An 18859-nucleotide genomic window follows, 5' to 3' on the forward strand; every position below is an offset into this window, starting at 1 on the left:
CTCCTATCCTGCTCAGGAACCCAGATTCGCAGGCAGCGGTGCTTTCATCCATTTTTCAGAAAGCGTGTTCAGCGTTTTGTCGCTTATTGCGTCGGCAATCAGTGTATTCACTTTCTGTTTCAGTGCCGGTTCATCCTTACGCAGACCCACGAAGCACGGGGAGTCTTTCAACATCACTTTGGAAACGAGTGCTTTGGTCGGATTCTGACGGGCAATGGCCGCGACCACTAAGTTGCCCGTGGCGATGTACTGCACCTGACCGGAAAGATAGGCCGACAGCGTGGTGTTGTTGTCTTCGTAACGCTGAATTTTGGCGTCTTTAGGTGCCACATCGGTCAGTGCCAGGTCTTCCACCGCGCCGCGGGTCACGCCGACGGTTTTACCGGACAGACCGGTCAGCGCCGTCATGTTGTCATCTTTGGCACCGAAAACACCAAGGAAGAACGGCGCATACGCGTTGCTGAAGTCGATAACTTTTTCGCGCTCGGCGTTCTTACCCAGGCTGGAAATCACCAGATCTACTTTGTCAGTTTGCAGGTAAGGCACGCGGTTAGCGCTCGATACCGGGACCAGTTGCAACTTAAGTTTCATTTTATCGGCCAGGTAATGCGCCATATCAATGTCATAGCCTTCAGGCTGCAAGTCCTTACCTACCGAACCGAATGGCGGGAAATCCTGAGGGATCGCTACGCGCAACACGCCGCGTTTCTGGATATCCTGCAACTGATCTGCCATCGCGCCGGATGCCTGAAAAACTAACATCGCCGCACCTGCCCACGCCAAAAGCCGTTTGTTCATGTTCATAGATTATCTCCGGTGATTGAATTTGTGAAACGATAGATTCTGTTAACAAGCATTCTGCAACTAATGTGCCAAAGCATGTGCCGGAGATGAAATGAGAAAAAAGTCACGATTTACCGGGCCAGATGACAAAAAAAGCCATCGCCGCTCCGAATAAGCAGGCAGAAGAAGAACGTTCGAGGGGCAGCGTGCGCACTAAAAGTGGGCGATAGCACCAAAAAGGCGCAGCTTAGCGATGTTCGAGTTCGTCGAGGTCGCTGTAGAGATCGGTAATTTGGTGAATACGCTGACGGCCGGCAGCCAGCATCTCGTGCAGGAGGGCATTGCTGAGCAGATTCGCCAGACTCATTGGTGCTGAGTAGGCGTCAAACGCCGATACGCTGTCGAGAGGCGCAGCCAGATGCCAGGTTGCTAACGGGATAATCGCCTGCGCCTGCGGTTCGCAAATCAGAAGAACTGGCACGCCAAACGTCTGTAACTGCGTCAGAATTGTCTTTGCCATGCGCGGCCTGCGGCGGAATGCAACGAAAATAACCACGTCCTGCGGCGTCAGGTCCACCAGCTCCTCGGCCAGCGTCTGGCCCGGCTGCGGTATCACCATCACGCCCGGCCGTACCTGAATCAGCTGCTGACGCAAATGCAGCGCCACCGGATAACTGTTACGAAAACCGAGCAACCGCACCTGCCGCGCCTGACTGAGTGCGGCGATCACGGTGGTGAATTGTTGGTCATCAATCTGGTTAATCCACTGGGTGAGATTGGCCATCTCTTGCTTATAATGGCGGGACAATAACGTGTTGCCCTGCACTGCGTCGCGGCTGTCGGTGAGCGGCATTCCGCTCTGGCGCAGGGTGCGCACTTCATCACGCATGTCGCGGTAACTGGGATAACCCAGACGCCTGAACAGGCGACTGACAGTGGCCTTAGAGACCTGGCTCAGGCGCGCCAGCTCGGCGCTGTTGTAGCTCATCAGATCATCGATATTAGCAAAGATAAAATCTGCCACCCGCTGTTCCTGTGGCGTCAAAGCTGAATAATGGTCGCGCAGACGTTCGTCAATTTGTTTCATGTCTTCCCCCTATACCCTGCCTAAATAGTTCGCATTACAGGCAAGCGGTCACGCCGTTGCCATTCGAAATATCACGGGTCTCTGTAACAGATGTTTCAGTGCAACATATCACGCATCCCCGCTGTGAATACAAGTGAAATTACTGACTTCCCGCCGATATGGAACACCTCTTGCTTACTCTTATGACAAAGACAGCGATAAGACGCACTCCCTGCACTCGTCGCTCCAACAAAAAAGGTGTTACGCATGATCAACAGCAATAGCTCGCCACTCGGTATGGCGGTAACGCCCCATCACCTCGCCAGCCAAAGCGCGCTGGCGGTATTACGCGAAGGCGGCAACGCTATCGAAGCGATGGTGGCCGCTGCAGCCACGATTGCGGTGGTTTACCCGCACATGAACGGTCTCGGCGGTGATGGCTTCTGGCTGATTGTCCCGCCGCAAGGCGACCCAGTGGCCATTGACGCCAGCGGAGCTGCCGGCACCCATGCGACGCTCGATTTCTACGCCGGTGAAAACCATATTCCGCACCGTGGTCCAAAAGCGGCGCTGACCGTTGCCGGCACGGTGGGCGGCTGGCAGGAGGCGCTCAACATCTCCATGGAGTTAGGCGGCGAGCAAAAACCGCTGTCGCGTCTGCTGCGGGATGCTATCCGCTACGCCGCCGACGGTATTCCGGTCACTGCATCACAAGAAGCCGCCACCCGCGCCAAGCAGCACGAGTTGAAAGACATCCCTTCCTTCACAGGCGTATTTCTGCCGAATGGTGAAGTTCCGCGTGCCGGTCAGCGTTTTACCCAGCCGCAGCTGGCCTCCACGCTCTCCATTTTGTGCGAGGACGGACTGGACAGTTTCTACCGTGGCGAACTGGCCGACAATATGGCCGCCGACATGGAGAAGCTCGGTATGCCGGTGACCCGTGCCGATCTGGCTGCGTACCGGCCGCAGCGGCGCGTGCCTCTGCGCCTTAAACACAGCAAAGGGGAAGTTTTTAATCTGACGCCACCAACGCAAGGCCTGGTATCACTGGCGATCCTCGGACTGACCGACCGTCTGCCGCTGGCAACAATGGACGAAGGCGCAACCATCCACAGTATTGTGGAAGCCACCAAGTTGGCGTTCGGGCTGCGCGACCGCTTTATTACTGACCCTAAAATGATGACCCAGGAGGCTCAGAGTCTGCTCGATCCGGACTACCTCGATGTCCTCGCTACCCGGATCAATCCACACCGCGCCGCCGACTGGGGCAAGGGCAAAGGACCCGGTGATACCGTCTGGATGGGTGTGATGGACAGCAGCGGGCTGGCGGTGTCATTTATTCAAAGCATCTATCATGAGTTTGGCAGCGGCGTGGTACTTCCAGGCAGTGGCGTATTATGGCAAAACCGTGGCGCGTCATTTAGCCTTGATGCCAACCATCTACTGGCACTCAAACCCGGCAAACAGCCGTTTCACACGCTCAACCCTGCCGCTGCACGTTTATATGATGGCCGCACGATGGTGTATGGCTCGATGGGCGGCGACGGTCAACCGCAAACCCAGGCAGCGGTTTTTATCCGCCACGTGATGCAGGGACAGTCGTTGCAGCAGGCTATCAGCGGCCCGCGCTGGCTGCTCGGCCGCACCTGGGGTGAAAGTTCTGATTCATTGAAACTTGAAGGACGCTTCGCCCACACCACGCTGGCCGGGCTGCGCCAGCGTGGGCATGACATTGAGATGCTGCCTGATTTCAGCGAAGCGGTTGGTCATGCCGGCGCTATCGTGCGCCATACTAACGGTATGTTCGAAGGCGCGTTCGACCCGCGCAGCAACGGCAGTGCTGCCGGATTTTGATTTTTTGACAGGGGGATAATCATGAAAACAACTGCAACAACCGCCGACTGGGCCGCCTATGTACGCCAGATGGAATCCGTTCTGGCACTGGAACTCGACGACACACGTCGCCAGGAAGTGCTGGTGCATTTCAGCCGCATTGCGCAGATGGCGCAACCGCTGATGGAACTGCCACTCGACTCGCGTCTTGAAGTTGCCGGGGTGTATCGCGCATGAAACCCATTGAGCCTCTGACCATCAGCCAACTGCACCACGCATTGCAAAGCGGGGACATCTCAGCCACGGAAATTGCCAATGCCACGCTGGAGAATATCGAACAGAGTGACCCAACGCTCAATGCGTTCACCCACATCACCCACGCACGTATGCAAAATGAAGCGGCGAAAATCGACCGGCTGCGTGCCAGCGGCGCTCCTTTACCCCCGCTGGCTGCCGTGCCTTATGCGGTAAAAAACCTGCTCGACGTGGCGGGCGAAGTGACGCTGGCCGGGGCCAGCCTCAACAGCAGTAATCCAATGGCTAAGGCCGATGCGTGGACGGTGACCCGCCTCACCAGCCAGGGAGCGATGCTGTCCGGCATGCTAAATATGGATGCCTACGCGTATGGTTTCACCACCGAAAACAGCCACTATGGCGTGACGCGTAACCCGCGCGATATCACCCGCATTGCCGGAGGATCTTCCGGTGGTTCCGCCGCTGCCGTGGCTGCTGGTCTGGTGAACTTTGCCCTCGGCAGCGACACTAATGGTTCGATTCGCGTACCGTCATCGCTCTGCGGCATCCTCGGCCTGAAGCCGACGTTCGGGCGAATTTCTCGCAGTGGCAGCCAGCCGTTTGTCGCCAGTCTGGATCATCTCGGCCCGATGGCGCGCTGCGCTGCTGATTTATCGCAAGTGTACGATGCCATGCAGGGCACCGATCCGCAGGATGCCTTTCAGGCTGATAAACCCACCACCGAAACCTTCAGCCGTCTGACTCGCGGCCAGCAGAGTTTGCGCACCGCGGTGCTCGGCGGTTATTTCTCCACCTGGTGCGACGATAACGCCAAAGCCGCCGTGCAACAGGTGGCAAAAGCATTAGAAGCACAGGCGGAAGTTGAGATGCCGCAGGCTGAACTGGCACGCTCGGCGGCGTTTTTAATCACCGCGTCCGAAGGCGGCAACCAGTATTTACCGCTGTTACGCAGTATTCCACAGCAGTTTGAACCATTATCGCGTGAACGCTTATTAGCCGGAGCGATGATCCCCGCCGCGTGGTATGTTCAGGCACAGCGTTTCCGCCACCAGTTTCAGCAACAGGTTTTACCATTGTTCGAACATTGGGATATTCTTATTGCGCCCTCTACGCCGTGTAGCGCCACGCGGGTCGGGCAGGAAACCCTTCGAATTAACGACACCGACCTGCCTACCCGCGCCAGCATGGGTATGCTGACGCAGCCGATCTCTTTCCTTGGTTTGCCGGTGGTGTCGGTACCTATAATAACCGCCAATGGGTTACCGATAGGCCTACAGTTGATCGCCCCGCCATGGCGGGAAGACCTGTGCCTGCGCGCCGCCTGGGCACTCGAGCAACAGGGTTTGGTGAAGATATTGACCTCACCGGTGATGTTATAAATTAACCAGAGAACGCAGAATGAAAACTGACAACATCGACCGCCCGGCCATTCTGGCTGAAATGAATGCGGCCTTTTATCGCTATGAACAGGCGCTGATCAACAATGACACTAACGTGCTCGACGAGCTGTTCTGGCATGACCCGCGCACCGTGCGCTTTGGTGCGGGAGAAAATCTTTACGGCATCGAGGCCATTCGCGCATTCCGCGCCTCGCGCCCGCCACAGGGTCTCGATCGCGAATTGGTCAACACCACCATCACCACCTTCGGTGATGACATGGCCATCGCCAGCACGGAGTTTCGCCGTGAACATTCCGACAAAGTCGGGCGTCAGCAGCAGACATGGGTGAAGATGCCGAGTGGCTGGAAAATTGTTGCTGCACACGTCAGCCTGATGGTTTGACCGAACCATTGGCGGTTCAGCTTTGGAAAGCTGAGGAAACTTTTTAACTTCAAATTCAATGCTTTGGGCGCCGACCCAAACCGAAAGACCTTGGGCTGCCGCCCAAACCCGCCCAAGAGGAAGCATAAACGTGCCTCCTCTTGGAACTCCTGCGTTTTTTCTTTGAGGCACCGACAGCTTCGCGGCTGGCAGGGCACATGTTTCAGTCACTTCTGTTCACGGCGCAAAATGTCACGGCTCCGCCGTCCCCGTATTTCGGGATTCGAGCCTCAGGTCTCGAACCTCTCATCCGGTGCCATTTTTGATTGCGCCTCAGCGGCTATGTAAATCAAGAGATAAAATATAAGAAAGGATTGGGCTGGTTTTGACTTTAGCAAAGCTTTGGCCGCATTCAAAAATGGCGCTGAGCAAGAGGTTCGAGACCTATGGCTCGAACCCGCAGCGAAGGCATCGCCTAAGCGGCGGCATTTTGCGGCTATAACAGCGGTGACTGAAACACGGCCATTGTGACCCGCGCAGCTGTTGTTTTTAAAAGAGCCTGGGAGCGATTGGCCGCCTTCTGGTCGGTGTGGGCCGACGCCCACGACCTTGATGTTGAAGTTGAAGTTGAATTTCAAAGATGAAATTGAAAATAAGATCGAGATTAAACGCCGAAACATTTACCCCGCAGCGGGATGCTCTTTAACCCAGTGATCTGCGATCTCCTGCCTAGTGCAGATCCAAACCCTGTCATGCGATTCGACATAATCAAGAAATCGCTGTAAGGCTCTGAAGCGGCCTGGTCGCCCAAGGATCCGACAGTGCATGCCTATCGACATCATTTTCGGGCTGGTTTCACCCTCTTCATATAAGACGTCAAAACTGTCTTTCAGGTAAGTGTAAAACTGCTCGCCGCTATTGAAGCCCTGCGGCGAGGCGAAGCGCATGTCGTTAGTCTCAAGCGAATAGGGTATAACCAGATGCTGTTTCACCTGGCCGCTGGCGAGTTTGACGGGCGTCCAGAACGGCAGGTCGTCGCCATAGTAGTCGCTGTCGTACTGGAATCCACCAGATTCAACCACCAGTTGACGGGTGTTCGGGCTGTCGCGGCCGGTGTACCAGCCCAATGGCGCTTTGCCGAACAGGTCTTTTAAAACAGTGACCGCTTTTTGCATGTGCTCCGCTTCCTGCTGCTTGCTCATATCCTGATAGTGGATCCAACGCCAACCGTGGCTGACCACATCATAGTCGGCAGCTTGAATAGCGCTGACGATCTCCGGATTACGCGCCAGCGCCATGGCAACACCGAATACGGACAGCGGTAAACCGCGCTTTTGAAACTCCTTGTGAATGCGCCAGAAACCGGCGCGCGAGCCATATTCGTACAGGGAATCCATTGACATATGGCGGTCGGGGAAACTCGCTGCACCGATAATATCTGACAGAAATTGCTCGGATCCAACGTCCCCATGCAGCACATTATTCTCAGCGCCCTCTTCATAGTTAAGGACGAACTGCAGTGCGATACGTGCCTTGCCCGGCCAGTTGGCGTGCGGCGGGTGACCGCCGTAACCAATTAAGTCACGAGGATAATTCTCAGTGAAACGGTAATCAATATCAGACATCGCGATCCCTCATGTTCAGATCCTTAAAACGCCCTGAGAGCACTTTCTCAACCGGATAGTCTAAGTCGCCATGTTTACTGGTGGTCAGGCGCAGTGCCACAATTGCCTCGATCATTTTGACCGCCGCACTGACGCCGTCGATCACCGGGATCCCCAGTTCCAGCGTCAACTCATGCGCCAAATCTGCCATGCCGCCGCATCCGAGGACGATCGCCCCACAGCCGTCCGATCTCTTCGCGGCGATACACTGCTCTCGCACTTTCTGCTGTGCCAGCCCGCTGCCATCTTCCAGTGATGAGACTGGCAGATCGATGGCGTGCAGAGCGGCACAGTGGCGCCCGAAGCCATACTGATGCAGTAAATGCCGGGCGATAACCAGAGTGCGCGGTAAGGTCGTTACGATGGAAAAACGCGTCGCCAACATGGTCGCCATGTGCATCGCGGCTTCGGCAATACCCACCACCGGCGCGCTCGCCAGTTCGCGCGCCGCCAGCAAACCCGGATCGCCGAAACAAGCAATAATGTGGCCATCTACGCCAGCATCCCGCCCGGCTTTCACCTGTTGTAAAACCCCCACTGCGGCAATAGCTTCATCAAAATGCCCTTCAATGGACGGCGCACCCTCACTCGGGCAGACAGCCAGAATCTCCGTGCCTGATGCAGCCACCTGACGAGCGGTCACCGCCATTAATTCGGTCATTGCCAGGCTGGTATTAGGATTAATCAATTGTATACAAAGCGATCGCGAGATCGTTGACATCAGCCCGGTTCCTTATTCGTTTGAGCCGAATGCACGGCAAAGAGTTGCATAAAGTCCGGTGTTTCAACGTGGCCCGGTTCAAATCGCAAGCTGGCGACGATGTGGTCGAAATGGTGAGCCATGCTGTCAGCCAGACCGGCTGCGTCGCGATTTTTCAGCAAATCGAGCAAGTCGTCGTGGTCGGTACAACGGCAACCCTGCTGCCAAGGCGCGCCCCAGGCGGCAATCGCCAGCGAAGAGCGTAAAGTAAGCTGCGACACCGTTTCGGTCAGCACTTTGTTACCGGAAATAGCCTGTAACTGGACGTGAAATGCCGCAGAAAGGCGGATTGCCGCTGCGCCATTTCTCTCTTCATGTGCCTGTTTTTCCTGCTCAACCAGCTGTTGTAACGCCACTCTATGCGGCGATTGGCAGTGTGCTACCACTTGCGGCAGGTTGGCACATTCGAGGATTTTTCGCGTGGCGAAGACATCTCGGGATTCGTCAGCGTCCGGCGTGGTGACATGTGCACCTCGTTTGGGCAGCAAGGTAACCAGTTGCACCGCCGCAAGACGCTGAAGGACCCGACGGATGCCGGTACGGCTGACGGAAAACGCCTGAGCCAGTGCCTCTTCCGGCAATTTACTGCCCGGTAAAAGTTGATGCTCAACGATCGATTTCACCAGCGCGTTATAAATGTGATCGTCCTTATCCTCGGTAAAATAGGCCGTATTCAGCCCGCTCCAACTGGTCATTGCTGCCACTCCGCTTTTCTATGGTGAGCCAATTCATTAGCCAATCGTATACGTTAATAGGAAATATTGTATACAAAAAATCAAAGATGGCCTGGATCCTGCACTGCTTCCGTGACGGCTTTATTTTTTGGCGTGCCGCCTTTGCGGCTTCCCTCTTTCGACACGGTGTTTATGACAGGAGCACGATTTATGCCAAATCAGGAAATCTCTTCCGCTAGTGCCTCTTCATCCATGAGTGCAGGCATGATTAAACCGCATTACAGCCCGCGACTGTGTAATGACGATTTAGCCCCGACCCGCAACCAAAACTGGAGCTGGTACAACATATTTTCTTTCTGGATGTCTGACGTGCACAGTATGGGCGGCTATGTGGTGGCCGCCAGCTTCTTCACCCTCGGGCTAACGAGCTGGCAAGTATTGCTTTGTTTGTTATGCGGAATTTGTATTGTGCAGATCTGCGCCAATCTGGTGGCTAAACCCAGCCAGCAGGCCGGTGTACCTTACGCGGTAATTTGCCGTCAGGCTTTCGGGGTGTTCGGCGCCAATATTCCGGCAGTGATCCGGGGTCTTATTGCCTTTGCCTGGTATGGAATTCAAACCTATCTGGCAGCCAGCGCACTGATGCTGGTATTGCTGAAGTTTTTCCCGTCGCTAACACCGCTGACCGTGCCACACTGGCTGGGTCTGTCGGCCATGGGCTGGATTTGTTTCGGCATTATGTGGGTGTTGCAGGCGATGGTTTTCTGGCACGGCATGAGCGCCATTAAGCGCTTTATTGATATTGCCGGGCCTGCTGTGTATGTGGTGATGCTGATGCTGGCCGGGTGGATTTTGTATAAAACCGGCCTGAGCAATATCTCTTTCACATTGTCGAGCAAGACGTTGACTGTCGGCCAGCAGGGCTGGGAAATGCTCACCGCGACGGCGCTGGTGGTCTCTTACTTCTCAGGACCACTGCTCAACTTTGGTGATTTCTCCCGTTATGCTAAAAGCATGGGCGAGATCCGCCGTGGCAACCGCTGGGGACTGCCGTTCAACTTCCTGCTGTTCTCGATTGTCACCGTGGTCATTGTGTCCGGCACCCAGTCGCTGTTCGGCCAAATGATCACTGACCCTATCGAAACCGTCAGCCGCGTCGGTAACAGTGTGGCGGTCGCACTCGGTCTGCTGACCATGATCATCGCCACCATAGGCATTAACATCGTGGCAAACTTCGTATCACCGGCCTTTGATTTTTCCAACTGTTCTCCGCAGAAAATCAGCTTCCGCACCGGGGGAATGATCGCCGCCGTTGGTTCCGTGTTGCTGACACCGTGGAATCTGTTCCAGTCACCGGAGATTATCCATTATACGCTGGACGTGCTGGGTGCGTTTATCGGCCCGCTGTTTGGGATTTTGCTGGCGGATTATTATCTGATTAAACGTGGCCATATGGATGTTGACGCGCTATTCAATGCTACGCCGTCCGGCCGTTACTGGTACAACAATGGTTTCAACCCGAAAGCCATTATGGCGCTGGTGCCAGCAGTCATGATTGGCCTGTTCATTAGCTTCACTCCGGGCTTGCATCAGGTGGCAAACTTTAGCTGGTTTATCGGCGCGTTTCTGGCCGGTGGCAGCTATCGTTTCATTGCACGCCATGAACGTGCAGCCAGCCCATCAGTGGGCTTTGTAAAAGCAGAAGTTGAATAACGTCAGATAGAGGCAGATTTTTGCCAGAAAGTAAGAACAACGAAGCCCTGAGTTATTGCTAACTCAGGGCTTCTGAATGTTGGCGGAACGGACGGGGCTCGAACCCGCGACCCCCTGCGTGACAGGCAGGTATTCTAACCAACTGAACTACCGCTCCGCGCTGTATTCTGGTTAAGAACGGAGCGAATATTAAGGAATAGCTTTCATTACGTCAATGCTTTTCCTGACAATTTATTCCGACTGCACAGTTTTCCCACAAGCCGTACATATTCAGCGCAACCGTTTACTCTTCCGCTGCCGGTTGAGGACGCCATAAGCAACTTCCTCCTTTCTTAACGACCAGATCCAGGCGCTCTTCATGCCAGACAGTCTCCTCTTCGCTTGCGCGGATCACCCTCAGGCCAGCCTCCGGTCTGATCACCGGCTGCGTTCCAAGGCCATCAGCTCCGGTTTTCTGATCACCTTCATGGGAGAACTTCATGATGGTCTGACCGCCGGTCATCATCAGATAGACTTCAGAGAGGATCTCGGAGTCAAGCAACGCGCCGTGCAAGGTACGTTTGCTGTTATCTATCAGGTAGCGGTCGCTCAGTGCATCCAGGCTGTTGCGCTTGCCGGGGAACAGCTTGCGCGCCATTTGCAGGGTGTCGGTAACTTTGCAAAAGGTATCGGTTTTCGGGATGTCACGCCTGAGCATGCCGAATTCGTAGTCCATAAAGCCGATGTCGAACGAGGCGTTATGGATGACCAGTTCGCCACCGCGAATGTACTCGAGAAAATCGTCGGCGATGTCGGCAAAGGTCGGCTTGTCAGCCAGGAATTCATCACTGATGCCGTGAATACCAAAGGCTTCTGGATCAACCAGACGGTCGGGTTTGAGATAAACGTGGAAATTCCGCCCCGTCAGGCGACGGTTGATCACCTCGACGGCACCGATTTCAATAATACGGTGTCCTTCGTAATGGACGCCGAGTTTGTTCAAACCGGTGGTTTCGGTATCGAGAACAATTTGTCTGGTAGGGGAAGAAATCATATTGCAGTGCTCGCAGCGCTCGTTTATGTCAGACTTGGCTTTTACATTCTGCGGATGAGTCTACCAGAGATGACCAAACAGGTAGAAATTTTCACCGACGGCTCTTGCCTTGGCAACCCAGGCCCCGGTGGTTTTGGTGCAATTTTGCGCTATAAGCAACACGAAAAAGAGTTTAGCGCGGGTTTCCGGCTAACCACCAATAACCGCATGGAGATGATGGCGGCCATTGTTGCGTTGGAAGCCCTGAGTTCTCCCTGCGAAGTGACACTCAGCACCGACAGCCAATATGTCCGTCAGGGCATCACCAGTTGGATCCATAACTGGAAGAAGCGTGGCTGGAAAACGGCGGATAAGAAACCGGTGAAAAATGTCGATTTATGGCAGCGTCTGGATGCCGCCATTCAGGGACATACGCTGAACTGGATGTGGGTAAAAGGCCACGCAGGTCACCCGGAAAACGAACGGTGTGACGTGCTGGCGAAAGACGCGGCAGGTCATCCGACGCTGGACGATGTGGGCTACAAACCAGAGAGTTAAGCAGTACAGAAGTACTGACGGTGTGTTTCTCGTCTTGCACCGACGTAAGGAAGGGTTTCGGCCCTGCCTGCACATTACTTTTTGTGATCTTTACGATAACTTTTACTGCTGGCACCCACGGCCTGTTGTATCGCCTGCCGCCGTGCAGGCACTTTCTTCGCGGTAGGTGTCAACGGTAAGGTGCGTTTGCGTGCCACAATCATCGTCATACATCCCAGCGCAGGAAGGTGCGTACTGAGCATCTCACCGCCCTTCGGAGACCATGGCAGTACCTGAAAACAAGTCTTCACTATCACTTCGTAATTGAGTAAGCCGAGCCAATCAAGCAAGCGCATCAGGGTAAACATCCGGCTGGCATACGGCTGGCGTTTGCGGAAAAATGGCATCATTTTCCCCATGCCCAGCAGACTCAGCGGATTGAAACAGCTTAGTACTAGCCAACCGTCGTCAATCAGCACGCGATCCACTTCACGCAATATCCGGTGCGGATCCTCTGCATAGGCTAAAGTATGAGCAATGAGACAGGCATCTACTGATTTATGGGCAAAAGGCAGCTGATAGTGATCGCCTTGCACATGTAAATTCGCCCCTGCTTCAGCGACGTTAACCTGATGCGAAATAGGGCAGGTACTGGTATCCAGCTCGGCGCTCAAATTGCCAAGTTTTAACAGGTGGAAACCATATAACTTCCCCCAACAGGCTTGCAGATGTTGCTCAAGCGCGGCACGGTAATACTCACCGCAGGGAATATCTTCCCATGACGCTGGTGCGATGATTTTTTTACGTGTGCGTGCTGGCTGCATATTTATTTCCATCTTTCAAGCGTTTGCCAAAGAGAACTTACTATGAATCTTATCAGTATTCCCGCTTTGCAGGACAATTACATTTGGTTATTGGATGACCATAATGGCCACTGTTTGATTGTCGACCCAGGCGAAGCTGCCCCCGTATTGGAAGTCTTGAAAACGCGCAAATTAACACCAACCGCTATCCTGTTGACTCATCATCATCACGATCATGTCGATGGTGTAAGCGAGATTTTGGCACATTTCCCTGCGTTAAAATTGTACGGCCCGGAAGAAATCCCAGCCAAGACCGGTCGGATAATTCTTAAAAATGGAGATGTACAGAAAATAGGAGAGGTGAAATGGCAGATTTTTGCTACACCGGGGCATACATTAGGTCACATTTCATACTACAGTGCGCCTTATCTGTTCTGTGGAGACACGATGTTTTCCGCCGGATGTGGACGTCTGTTCGAAGGCACGCCAGAACAAATGTACCAATCGTTTCAACAGCTAGCTCAGCTTCCTGATGAAACTTTAGTCTGCGCAGCCCATGAATATACTCTCTCAAACCTTAAGTTTGCCCGCTCAATACTACCCGATGATCATGATATTGACTCTCATGAGCAGAATGTGCAAGAAATGCGAAAAAAGGGGCAACCATCTCTGCCAACAACCCTGGGTTTAGAGCGAAAAATTAACCTTTTCTTACGATGCGATGATATTGATTTACAAAACAAATTAAAGCTTAACGATCCCTTAAAACCTTCTTGGCATGTTTTTTCCTATCTAAGGCAACTCAAAGACAGCTTCTAATACCCAAGGTTGTCTTTTTGGGTCAGGTAACGTATTATCGTCTGTCTTTTAAGCAACTGTTGACACACACATGAAGGCAAAAGCGATAATATTCGCCTCCGTGTTGCTGGTGGGTTGTCAGGCGTCCAGGCAGGACGTGAAGATACCCGAACAGCATGCACAGAGTTTGTCTTCGGCAAGTCAAAGTGAAGCAGGAGAGTACACAGATGATGGCCAAGTGGCCTCAGAGCGATGGTTGAACAGTGACGACTCCATTGCGCAAACCAATCTGTGGAACTTCATTGGCGACGAGCTGAAGATGAAGGTTCCGGAAAATTCCCGGATCCGTGAGCAAAAGTTAAAATATTTAAAAAATAAGAGCTATCTCCACGATGTAACATTACGGGCAGAGCCGTACATGTACTGGATCACCGAGCAGATTAAGAAACGTAATATGCCGATGGAACTGGTACTGCTACCCATAGTGGAGAGCGCTTTTGACCCAAAAGCAACCTCATCAGCTAACGCTGCGGGGCTTTGGCAGATCGTGCCGCAAACGGGTCGCAATTATGGTTTAAAACAAAACCAATGGTATGACGGTCGCCGCGATGTTGTGGCTTCGACTACCGCTGCGCTTGATATGATGCAAAGCCTGAACAAAATGTTTGGTGGTGACTGGTTGCTGACCATTGCTGCGTATAACAGTGGTGAAGGCCGCGTAATGCAAGCGGTGAAAGCAAACAAAGCCAAAGGTCGTCCAACTGACTTCTGGTCACTGGCACTTCCTCGCGAAACGTCGATTTATGTCCCGAAGATGTTGGCACTGAGCGATATTTTGAAGCACAGTAAAAAATATGGGATCAGCTTACCGACACCGAGCAAAGACCGTGCATTAGCGCGTGTTGAAGTAGGCCAGCAGATGCAGTTAACTCAGGCGGCTGAGATGGCGGGCATGTCATTGACTAAGCTGAAGTCATTTAATACTGGCTACAAGAAGAATGTGACCGCGCCTAATGGGCCTCATTATATTGTTTTACCGAAGGCGCATGCTGCACAGTTAAAAGATTCTCTGGCTGATGGCGATATCGCTGCAGTTCAGAAAACTCAACTGGCCAGCAACACACCATCAGGTGCAAAAGCTTACAAGGTTCGCTCTGGCGACAGCTTGTCTGGGATTGCAGCCCGACTGAATGTGAAGACTCGTGATTTACAGCGTTGGAACAATTTGCGCTCTGCAAGCGCGTTAAAAGTTGGGCAAACCCTGCAAGTGGCGGACAACAGTGTCAGCGCGGTAAGCAGCAATCGCGGCAGTATTACGTATCAGGTTCGTAAAGGAGACTCGTTGTCGAGCATTGCCAAGCGCCACGGCGTCAACATCAAAGATGTGATGCGCTGGAACGCGGGTGCCGATAATCTTCAGCCTGGCAACAAACTGACGTTATACGTCAGCAATAAATTAACGCCAGATGCCTGATGTCCTATATGCATCATCCATAAAAAAGCACCTTTTGAAGGTGCTTTTTTTTTGCCGCAAATTCAATGGTTACATAGCGGTTTTGGCGCCCGTCTTCTGAGCCAAAAATTCCACCAGTAGCGGGTTGTGATCTGATGCCTGAGTTTCCAGCACGGTCGCCTGGGTTACGCTCAAATCGCGGTAGAAAATGAAATCTAGCGGACGGCCAAAAGCACGCCTGCGAAAGTCAGCCGGAAAGCGGACTTCATGCAGATGAATATTGTTGGCGAAACCAAACAGCGCATTAATGCGCTGTCGGCTCCATGCATTAAAGTCCCCCGCCATAACCACTGGTCCCTTGTGCAGGGCAATCTGCTCACCAATAGTCTCCAGTTGCTTGCTATAAACGTCGACACCGATACTGAAATTTACCGCATGAATGTTCACAACCATCAGCAGCCGCCCGTCAAGCAGCGGATAGACCGTCACCAAAGCGGATTTCGCAAGGCGCAGTAGAGGTTCCCGCTCTCGCAGCGGGCAACAATAGACCGGATGCGCGGCAGAAAGTGTCATCACGCCTGATGGATGCTGGGGGAGCATATAGGCTGGTACTTGATCGGCTGCCAGATAATGAGACGTAGCAAAACGAATCAGCTCTGGCGTAGATTGTGCTTCTTGTAACAATACCAGCTGAGCATCTTTACCAAACCCTTGCAGCACTGAAAGCCAGTCGGCCCGTTGCTGTTTGAAAATGTTCCACACCATTATGCGTAAGGTGTTTGAATTGGGTAGCGCAGCTCCGGGAGGTAATCCAGTGCCTAAATGAGCAAGGGCACCTGGAAAGATCTGCTCAACCGGCTGACCTGCAACATACCTCATTGCGTAAGTTCTTTTCGGCACGCTTATCGCCTATTCAACCATTAAAAATCATGCTGTTCGGATAATACCAACAGCGGACATTTCAGTATACGCCCGCCAGTGCTCAGGCCCAATCTGTTTACAATCGTATACAAGCTATTCACACGCTGTCATCAGACTTTATTATTAAGGTAGCATACGATAGATGCGGCATAGCCTTACTCCACAATACCGCCTATGAAATGATGATGATGATGATTAGCCTGTGCTTAAATACCCAGGCTAATCAAAGTATGAAATTATTTCTGCTGGAGTAACAACAATGAAAGCCAGTTCGGAAGAGCTAATCACCTTTGTGACCGTGGTGGAAACCGGTAGTTTCAGCCGCGCCGCTGAGCAACTGGAGCAGGATAACTCGGTGGTCAGTCGTACCGTCAAACGCCTTGAGCAAAAACTCGGTATCACCCTGCTCAATCGTACCACGCGGCAAATCAACCTGACCCACGAAGGTGAGCGCTACTTTGTGCGCGTACAGAAGATTTTGCAGGATATGGCTGCCGCCGAAGATGAACTGCTAGATCACCGGGATATTCCGCAAGGTTTGCTGCGCGTCGATGCTGCCACGCCGGTCATTCTGCACGTGATCTCACCATTGGTGGTCGAATTCACCGAGCGGTTTCCCAAGATGACGCTGGCTCTGTTTTCATCTGAAAGTAACATTAACTTAATTGATCAGAAGGTGGATGTAGCGATCCGCGTAGGCGAACTGGAGGACTCTAGCCTGCGGGCCCGCAAACTGATGTTGAGCTATCGCAGTGTGCTGGCTTCACCGGCTTATCTGCAAAAATGGGGAGTACCGCAAAATGCCGATGATCTGAAAAAACACCGTTGTCTGGCATTTAATGAGGTGCTGGCTCTGAACAAATGGCCGCTGCTGTGTGCCGACGGACAACAGTTGACCATTACGCCATTTATCAGTTCTGGGAGCGGGGAGACGCTGCGCCAGCTCTGCCTGATGGGTAACGGCATCGCCTGCCTGTCTGATTTCATGACTCAACAGGATGTAAAACGAGGAGATCTAATTGAATTACTGGCACCGGACATTATGCGCATCGCCATGCCGCTGCACGCCGTCTATTACAGCGATCAGACTGTTAGCTCGCGCATTCGCTGTTTTGTTGATTTCCTCAGCGAAAAACTCAATTCGCAGATATAAAAAACCACGTCGGAGCGTAAGTCAGATTTGTTTTTTTAATGCCAGACTTAATTCAAGGGCACCTATGGCGTTCCGTTCCAGAGCATCACCAAGCAAAGGTGCGTACATGACAATTTCCTCTGGAGTGACCCCCTTCAAGATTAAGGGATTCCAATAATAAGAATTTAATATTTATTGTGACTTAATGAACCCATGACTTATTTCTCGTTACTTTCAGTGCCGACGTGCATCAGTTCTGACTGGATATAGCGGGTAAGACGCCTCGCCGCCAGCGCGGGAGAGAGATCATGATCATCGATAAATTGTCTGGCGTCGATCTTGTCCTGAACCCTGATTATAAACTGAGGCTTCGTCTCAGGGATCCTATACCATTTACCCTGTTTCGTCAGCATTGGCGGCTGGCAGGAGATCTGCACTATCCTTACAGCACACCCAGCTCTGACGGCGATATTGGCTGCTCCTCGTTGCAGAACTAATTGTTGGCCAACAATCGAACGTGTTCCCTCAGGGAAGATAAGTAGTGTACCACCCGTCTGAAGCCTCTGCTCACATGCAAGCATCAATGCCTCAGAATCCGAGTTAACCAGATACCCTGCAGCCTTGATGACACCTCGGACAAAAGGGTTATCCAGCAAGGCTTGTTTAACAATGCAGTCACAGCGTGGCATGCAAGATGCCAAAAAGACATAATCGAGTAGACTGGGGTGATTTGCTACAACCAGGCATCCTCGGTCTTGTTTGAACTTCTCCACGCCAATAATCTGATAGTCCATCACACCGGCTAGCCGCAGCGCATTCAGAAAAAATCTGAAGCTATTGCGGATACTGCTGTGCGTCAGCTGCTGTAGAAGATCCTGCCGACGAACGGTAAGACGCAACAGAGTAAACCAAATCAGAGAAAGCACCAGGCCACCAATTCCGAAAAGGGCAAAAAACACCCCTGTTGAAACCCAGCGCCAGAGCCGGTTGAAAATATTGTTCCACACAGGCTTATTCGTCATGTTGGACTATCCATTATCACTAGGGTGTTTTTGTAGAGACGTCCAAAAAGACGCATAGTTGCTGAGCTACCCAACGGATCCAGTCATATTTATTGGTGATAGCTGGCGCCAACACGTACCAATCAAGAAAGTTCGGGGGGTATTTCATACCAGATGAGTCTCAGATCCGAAAGAGAAATGACTTTATTCCATTTTCCTCCCAGTTGCATCCGTAACTTTCTTAATTCTTCTTTCACCGCTAGCTGAACCCTATTAGTTCAGATAATATATTTTATTTTAAGAATTAGATTTTTAAAAACCCACAAATAAAAGTATAAAAACCCAAAAAAGCCTTTATTAAAATGAATTATTGAAATGAAGAATTGATAGAAATAAATATATTAACCAATTATTTTTTAAAAAAAATCACTGGGATATTAATGAAGTAATATATGAACCTACTTATGGCTCTATTCTGAATAGAATAATAGAGATAACGTATTATTTCTTTCGCTATTCTGATGCAAAAAACCCTGAATCATAAGATCCAGGGTTTATGCAATAATTGGCGGAACGGACGGGGCTCGAACCCGCGACCCCCTGCGTGACAGGCAGGTATTCTAACCAACTGAACTACCGCTCCACCGGTTCTTTCACTCACATCAGAAAATGTCTGATACAAGTTTGTTCCTG

General features: G+C 52.3%; 18 protein-coding genes and 2 tRNA genes. 9 read left to right on the forward strand and 11 right to left on the reverse strand.

Annotated elements, in window-relative coordinates; all coding sequences use genetic code 11:
- Positions 1 to 12 precede the first annotated feature (12 nt).
- The gene (locus tag ACMV8I_RS19130; protein WP_498866784.1) at positions 13 to 804 is read right to left on the reverse strand and encodes a transporter substrate-binding domain-containing protein; all 792 of its coding nucleotides are present in this window, start codon (positions 802 to 804) and stop codon (positions 13 to 15) included.
- A gap of 226 nt (positions 805 to 1030) precedes the next feature.
- The gene (locus tag ACMV8I_RS19135; protein ID WP_498866785.1) at positions 1031 to 1870 is read right to left on the reverse strand and encodes a MurR/RpiR family transcriptional regulator; all 840 of its coding nucleotides are present in this window, start codon (positions 1868 to 1870) and stop codon (positions 1031 to 1033) included.
- A 246-nt stretch (positions 1871 to 2116) separates the two neighbouring features.
- Between ACMV8I_RS19135 and ACMV8I_RS19140 the strand changes: the two genes are divergently transcribed.
- Genes ACMV8I_RS19140 through hpxZ form a run of 4 tightly spaced genes read left to right on the forward strand, consistent with a single transcriptional unit; the run spans position 2117 to position 5719 of the window.
- Positions 2117 to 3703 carry a gamma-glutamyltransferase family protein gene (locus tag ACMV8I_RS19140; RefSeq protein ID WP_498866786.1) on the forward strand — a complete coding sequence of 529 codons (1587 nt, stop codon included), beginning with the start codon at positions 2117 to 2119 and terminating at the stop codon, positions 3701 to 3703.
- A gap of 21 nt (positions 3704 to 3724) precedes the next feature.
- Complete coding sequence (hpxX, locus tag ACMV8I_RS19145; protein ID WP_498866787.1) at positions 3725 to 3919, forward strand: oxalurate catabolism protein HpxX; 195 nt, start codon at positions 3725 to 3727, stop codon at positions 3917 to 3919.
- Entirely contained in the window at positions 3916 to 5316 is a 1401-nt protein-coding gene (locus ACMV8I_RS19150) for an AtzE family amidohydrolase (RefSeq protein ID WP_498866788.1), read from the forward strand. The genes hpxX and ACMV8I_RS19150 overlap by 4 nt, the downstream gene beginning before the upstream one ends.
- 19 nt (positions 5317 to 5335) lie before the next feature.
- Positions 5336 to 5719 (forward strand): oxalurate catabolism protein HpxZ, encoded by a 384-nt coding sequence (gene hpxZ, locus ACMV8I_RS19155; RefSeq protein ID WP_498866789.1) that lies wholly within the window; start codon positions 5336 to 5338, stop codon positions 5717 to 5719.
- Between the two features lie 659 nt (positions 5720 to 6378).
- Here hpxZ and puuE read toward each other — a convergent pair.
- The 3 genes from puuE to ACMV8I_RS19170 are packed head-to-tail and all read right to left on the reverse strand — an operon-like array spanning position 6379 to position 8817.
- On the reverse strand, positions 6379 to 7323 hold the full coding sequence (gene puuE / locus ACMV8I_RS19160) for an allantoinase PuuE (RefSeq protein ID WP_498866790.1): 945 nt from the start codon (positions 7321 to 7323) through the stop codon (positions 6379 to 6381).
- Positions 7316 to 8083, reverse strand: coding sequence for an aspartate/glutamate racemase family protein (locus ACMV8I_RS19165; protein WP_498866791.1), 768 nt, complete (start codon positions 8081 to 8083; stop codon positions 7316 to 7318). Before ACMV8I_RS19165 ends, puuE begins: the two co-directional genes overlap by 8 nt.
- Positions 8083 to 8817, reverse strand: coding sequence for a GntR family transcriptional regulator (locus ACMV8I_RS19170; protein ID WP_498866792.1), 735 nt, complete (start codon positions 8815 to 8817; stop codon positions 8083 to 8085). Before ACMV8I_RS19170 ends, ACMV8I_RS19165 begins: the two co-directional genes overlap by 1 nt.
- Positions 8818 to 9006: 189 nt before the next feature.
- On the opposite strand from ACMV8I_RS19170, the gene ACMV8I_RS19175 reads away from it, so the two are divergent.
- Positions 9007 to 10509, forward strand: a complete 1503-nt coding sequence (locus ACMV8I_RS19175) for an NCS1 family nucleobase:cation symporter-1 (RefSeq protein ID WP_498866793.1) — start codon at positions 9007 to 9009, stop codon at positions 10507 to 10509.
- An 80-nt stretch (positions 10510 to 10589) separates the two neighbouring features.
- Here ACMV8I_RS19175 and ACMV8I_RS19180 read toward each other — a convergent pair.
- A tRNA-Asp gene (locus tag ACMV8I_RS19180) sits at positions 10590 to 10666 on the reverse strand.
- A gap of 126 nt (positions 10667 to 10792) precedes the next feature.
- On the reverse strand, positions 10793 to 11542 hold the full coding sequence (gene dnaQ / locus ACMV8I_RS19185) for a DNA polymerase III subunit epsilon (RefSeq protein ID WP_498866794.1): 750 nt from the start codon (positions 11540 to 11542) through the stop codon (positions 10793 to 10795).
- Positions 11543 to 11596: 54 nt separating this feature from the next.
- Between dnaQ and rnhA the strand changes: the two genes are divergently transcribed.
- Positions 11597 to 12079 carry a ribonuclease HI gene (gene rnhA / locus ACMV8I_RS19190; protein ID WP_498866806.1) on the forward strand — a complete coding sequence of 161 codons (483 nt, stop codon included), beginning with the start codon at positions 11597 to 11599 and terminating at the stop codon, positions 12077 to 12079.
- A gap of 74 nt (positions 12080 to 12153) precedes the next feature.
- Here the strand turns inward: rnhA and ACMV8I_RS19195 are convergent, their stop codons facing one another.
- Positions 12154 to 12882: a class I SAM-dependent methyltransferase gene (locus tag ACMV8I_RS19195; protein ID WP_498866795.1), complete on the reverse strand. Its 729-nt coding sequence runs from the start codon at positions 12880 to 12882 to the stop codon at positions 12154 to 12156.
- Between the two features lie 42 nt (positions 12883 to 12924).
- Between ACMV8I_RS19195 and gloB the strand changes: the two genes are divergently transcribed.
- Both gloB and mltD read left to right on the forward strand, forming a co-directional pair.
- Positions 12925 to 13680 (forward strand): hydroxyacylglutathione hydrolase, encoded by a 756-nt coding sequence (gene gloB, locus ACMV8I_RS19200; RefSeq protein ID WP_498866796.1) that lies wholly within the window; start codon positions 12925 to 12927, stop codon positions 13678 to 13680.
- 70 nt (positions 13681 to 13750) lie between these two features.
- Complete coding sequence (gene mltD, locus ACMV8I_RS19205) at positions 13751 to 15133, forward strand: murein transglycosylase D (RefSeq protein WP_498866797.1); 1383 nt, start codon at positions 13751 to 13753, stop codon at positions 15131 to 15133.
- Positions 15134 to 15202: 69 nt separating this feature from the next.
- On the opposite strand, the gene ACMV8I_RS19210 is transcribed toward mltD, so the two are convergent.
- Complete coding sequence (locus ACMV8I_RS19210) at positions 15203 to 16012, reverse strand: endonuclease/exonuclease/phosphatase family protein (RefSeq protein ID WP_498866798.1); 810 nt, start codon at positions 16010 to 16012, stop codon at positions 15203 to 15205.
- A 280-nt stretch (positions 16013 to 16292) separates the two neighbouring features.
- Here ACMV8I_RS19210 and yafC point away from each other — a divergent pair, with 280 nt between their 5' ends.
- Positions 16293 to 17186, forward strand: coding sequence for a DNA-binding transcriptional regulator YafC (gene yafC, locus ACMV8I_RS19215; RefSeq protein ID WP_498866799.1), 894 nt, complete (start codon positions 16293 to 16295; stop codon positions 17184 to 17186).
- Positions 17187 to 17383: 197 nt separating this feature from the next.
- Here the strand turns inward: yafC and ACMV8I_RS19220 are convergent, their stop codons facing one another.
- Positions 17384 to 18187: a lysophospholipid acyltransferase family protein gene (locus ACMV8I_RS19220; RefSeq protein WP_498866800.1), complete on the reverse strand. Its 804-nt coding sequence runs from the start codon at positions 18185 to 18187 to the stop codon at positions 17384 to 17386.
- 545 nt (positions 18188 to 18732) lie between these two features.
- Positions 18733 to 18809 (reverse strand) — tRNA-Asp (locus tag ACMV8I_RS19225).
- Between the last annotated feature and the right edge of the window lie 50 nt (positions 18810 to 18859).

The sequence above is a fragment of the Ewingella sp. S1.OA.A_B6 genome (assembly GCF_049889095.1).
In the GTDB taxonomy this organism is placed as follows: Bacteria; Pseudomonadota; Gammaproteobacteria; order Enterobacterales; family Enterobacteriaceae; genus Ewingella.

What these genes read in the sequence shown, in the direction of transcription:
- ACMV8I_RS19130 (WP_498866784.1), bottom strand. Translation starts at nt 804, where the DNA reads ATGAACATGAACAAACGGCTTTTGGCGTGGGCAGGTGCGGCGATGTTA.
- ACMV8I_RS19135 (WP_498866785.1), bottom strand. Translation starts at nt 1,870, where the DNA reads ATGAAACAAATTGACGAACGTCTGCGCGACCATTATTCAGCTTTGACG.
- ACMV8I_RS19140 (WP_498866786.1), top strand. Translation starts at nt 2,117, where the DNA reads ATGATCAACAGCAATAGCTCGCCACTCGGTATGGCGGTAACGCCCCAT.
- hpxX (WP_498866787.1), top strand. Translation starts at nt 3,725, where the DNA reads ATGAAAACAACTGCAACAACCGCCGACTGGGCCGCCTATGTACGCCAG.
- ACMV8I_RS19150 (WP_498866788.1), top strand. Translation starts at nt 3,916, where the DNA reads ATGAAACCCATTGAGCCTCTGACCATCAGCCAACTGCACCACGCATTG.
- hpxZ (WP_498866789.1), top strand. Translation starts at nt 5,336, where the DNA reads ATGAAAACTGACAACATCGACCGCCCGGCCATTCTGGCTGAAATGAAT.
- puuE (WP_498866790.1), bottom strand. Translation starts at nt 7,323, where the DNA reads ATGTCTGATATTGATTACCGTTTCACTGAGAATTATCCTCGTGACTTA.
- ACMV8I_RS19165 (WP_498866791.1), bottom strand. Translation starts at nt 8,083, where the DNA reads ATGTCAACGATCTCGCGATCGCTTTGTATACAATTGATTAATCCTAAT.
- ACMV8I_RS19170 (WP_498866792.1), bottom strand. Translation starts at nt 8,817, where the DNA reads ATGACCAGTTGGAGCGGGCTGAATACGGCCTATTTTACCGAGGATAAG.
- ACMV8I_RS19175 (WP_498866793.1), top strand. Translation starts at nt 9,007, where the DNA reads ATGCCAAATCAGGAAATCTCTTCCGCTAGTGCCTCTTCATCCATGAGT.
- dnaQ (WP_498866794.1), bottom strand. Translation starts at nt 11,542, where the DNA reads ATGATTTCTTCCCCTACCAGACAAATTGTTCTCGATACCGAAACCACC.
- rnhA (WP_498866806.1), top strand. Translation starts at nt 11,597, where the DNA reads ATGAGTCTACCAGAGATGACCAAACAGGTAGAAATTTTCACCGACGGC.
- ACMV8I_RS19195 (WP_498866795.1), bottom strand. Translation starts at nt 12,882, where the DNA reads ATGCAGCCAGCACGCACACGTAAAAAAATCATCGCACCAGCGTCATGG.
- gloB (WP_498866796.1), top strand. Translation starts at nt 12,925, where the DNA reads ATGAATCTTATCAGTATTCCCGCTTTGCAGGACAATTACATTTGGTTA.
- mltD (WP_498866797.1), top strand. Translation starts at nt 13,751, where the DNA reads ATGAAGGCAAAAGCGATAATATTCGCCTCCGTGTTGCTGGTGGGTTGT.
- yafC (WP_498866799.1), top strand. Translation starts at nt 16,293, where the DNA reads ATGAAAGCCAGTTCGGAAGAGCTAATCACCTTTGTGACCGTGGTGGAA.
- ACMV8I_RS19220 (WP_498866800.1), bottom strand. Translation starts at nt 18,187, where the DNA reads ATGACGAATAAGCCTGTGTGGAACAATATTTTCAACCGGCTCTGGCGC.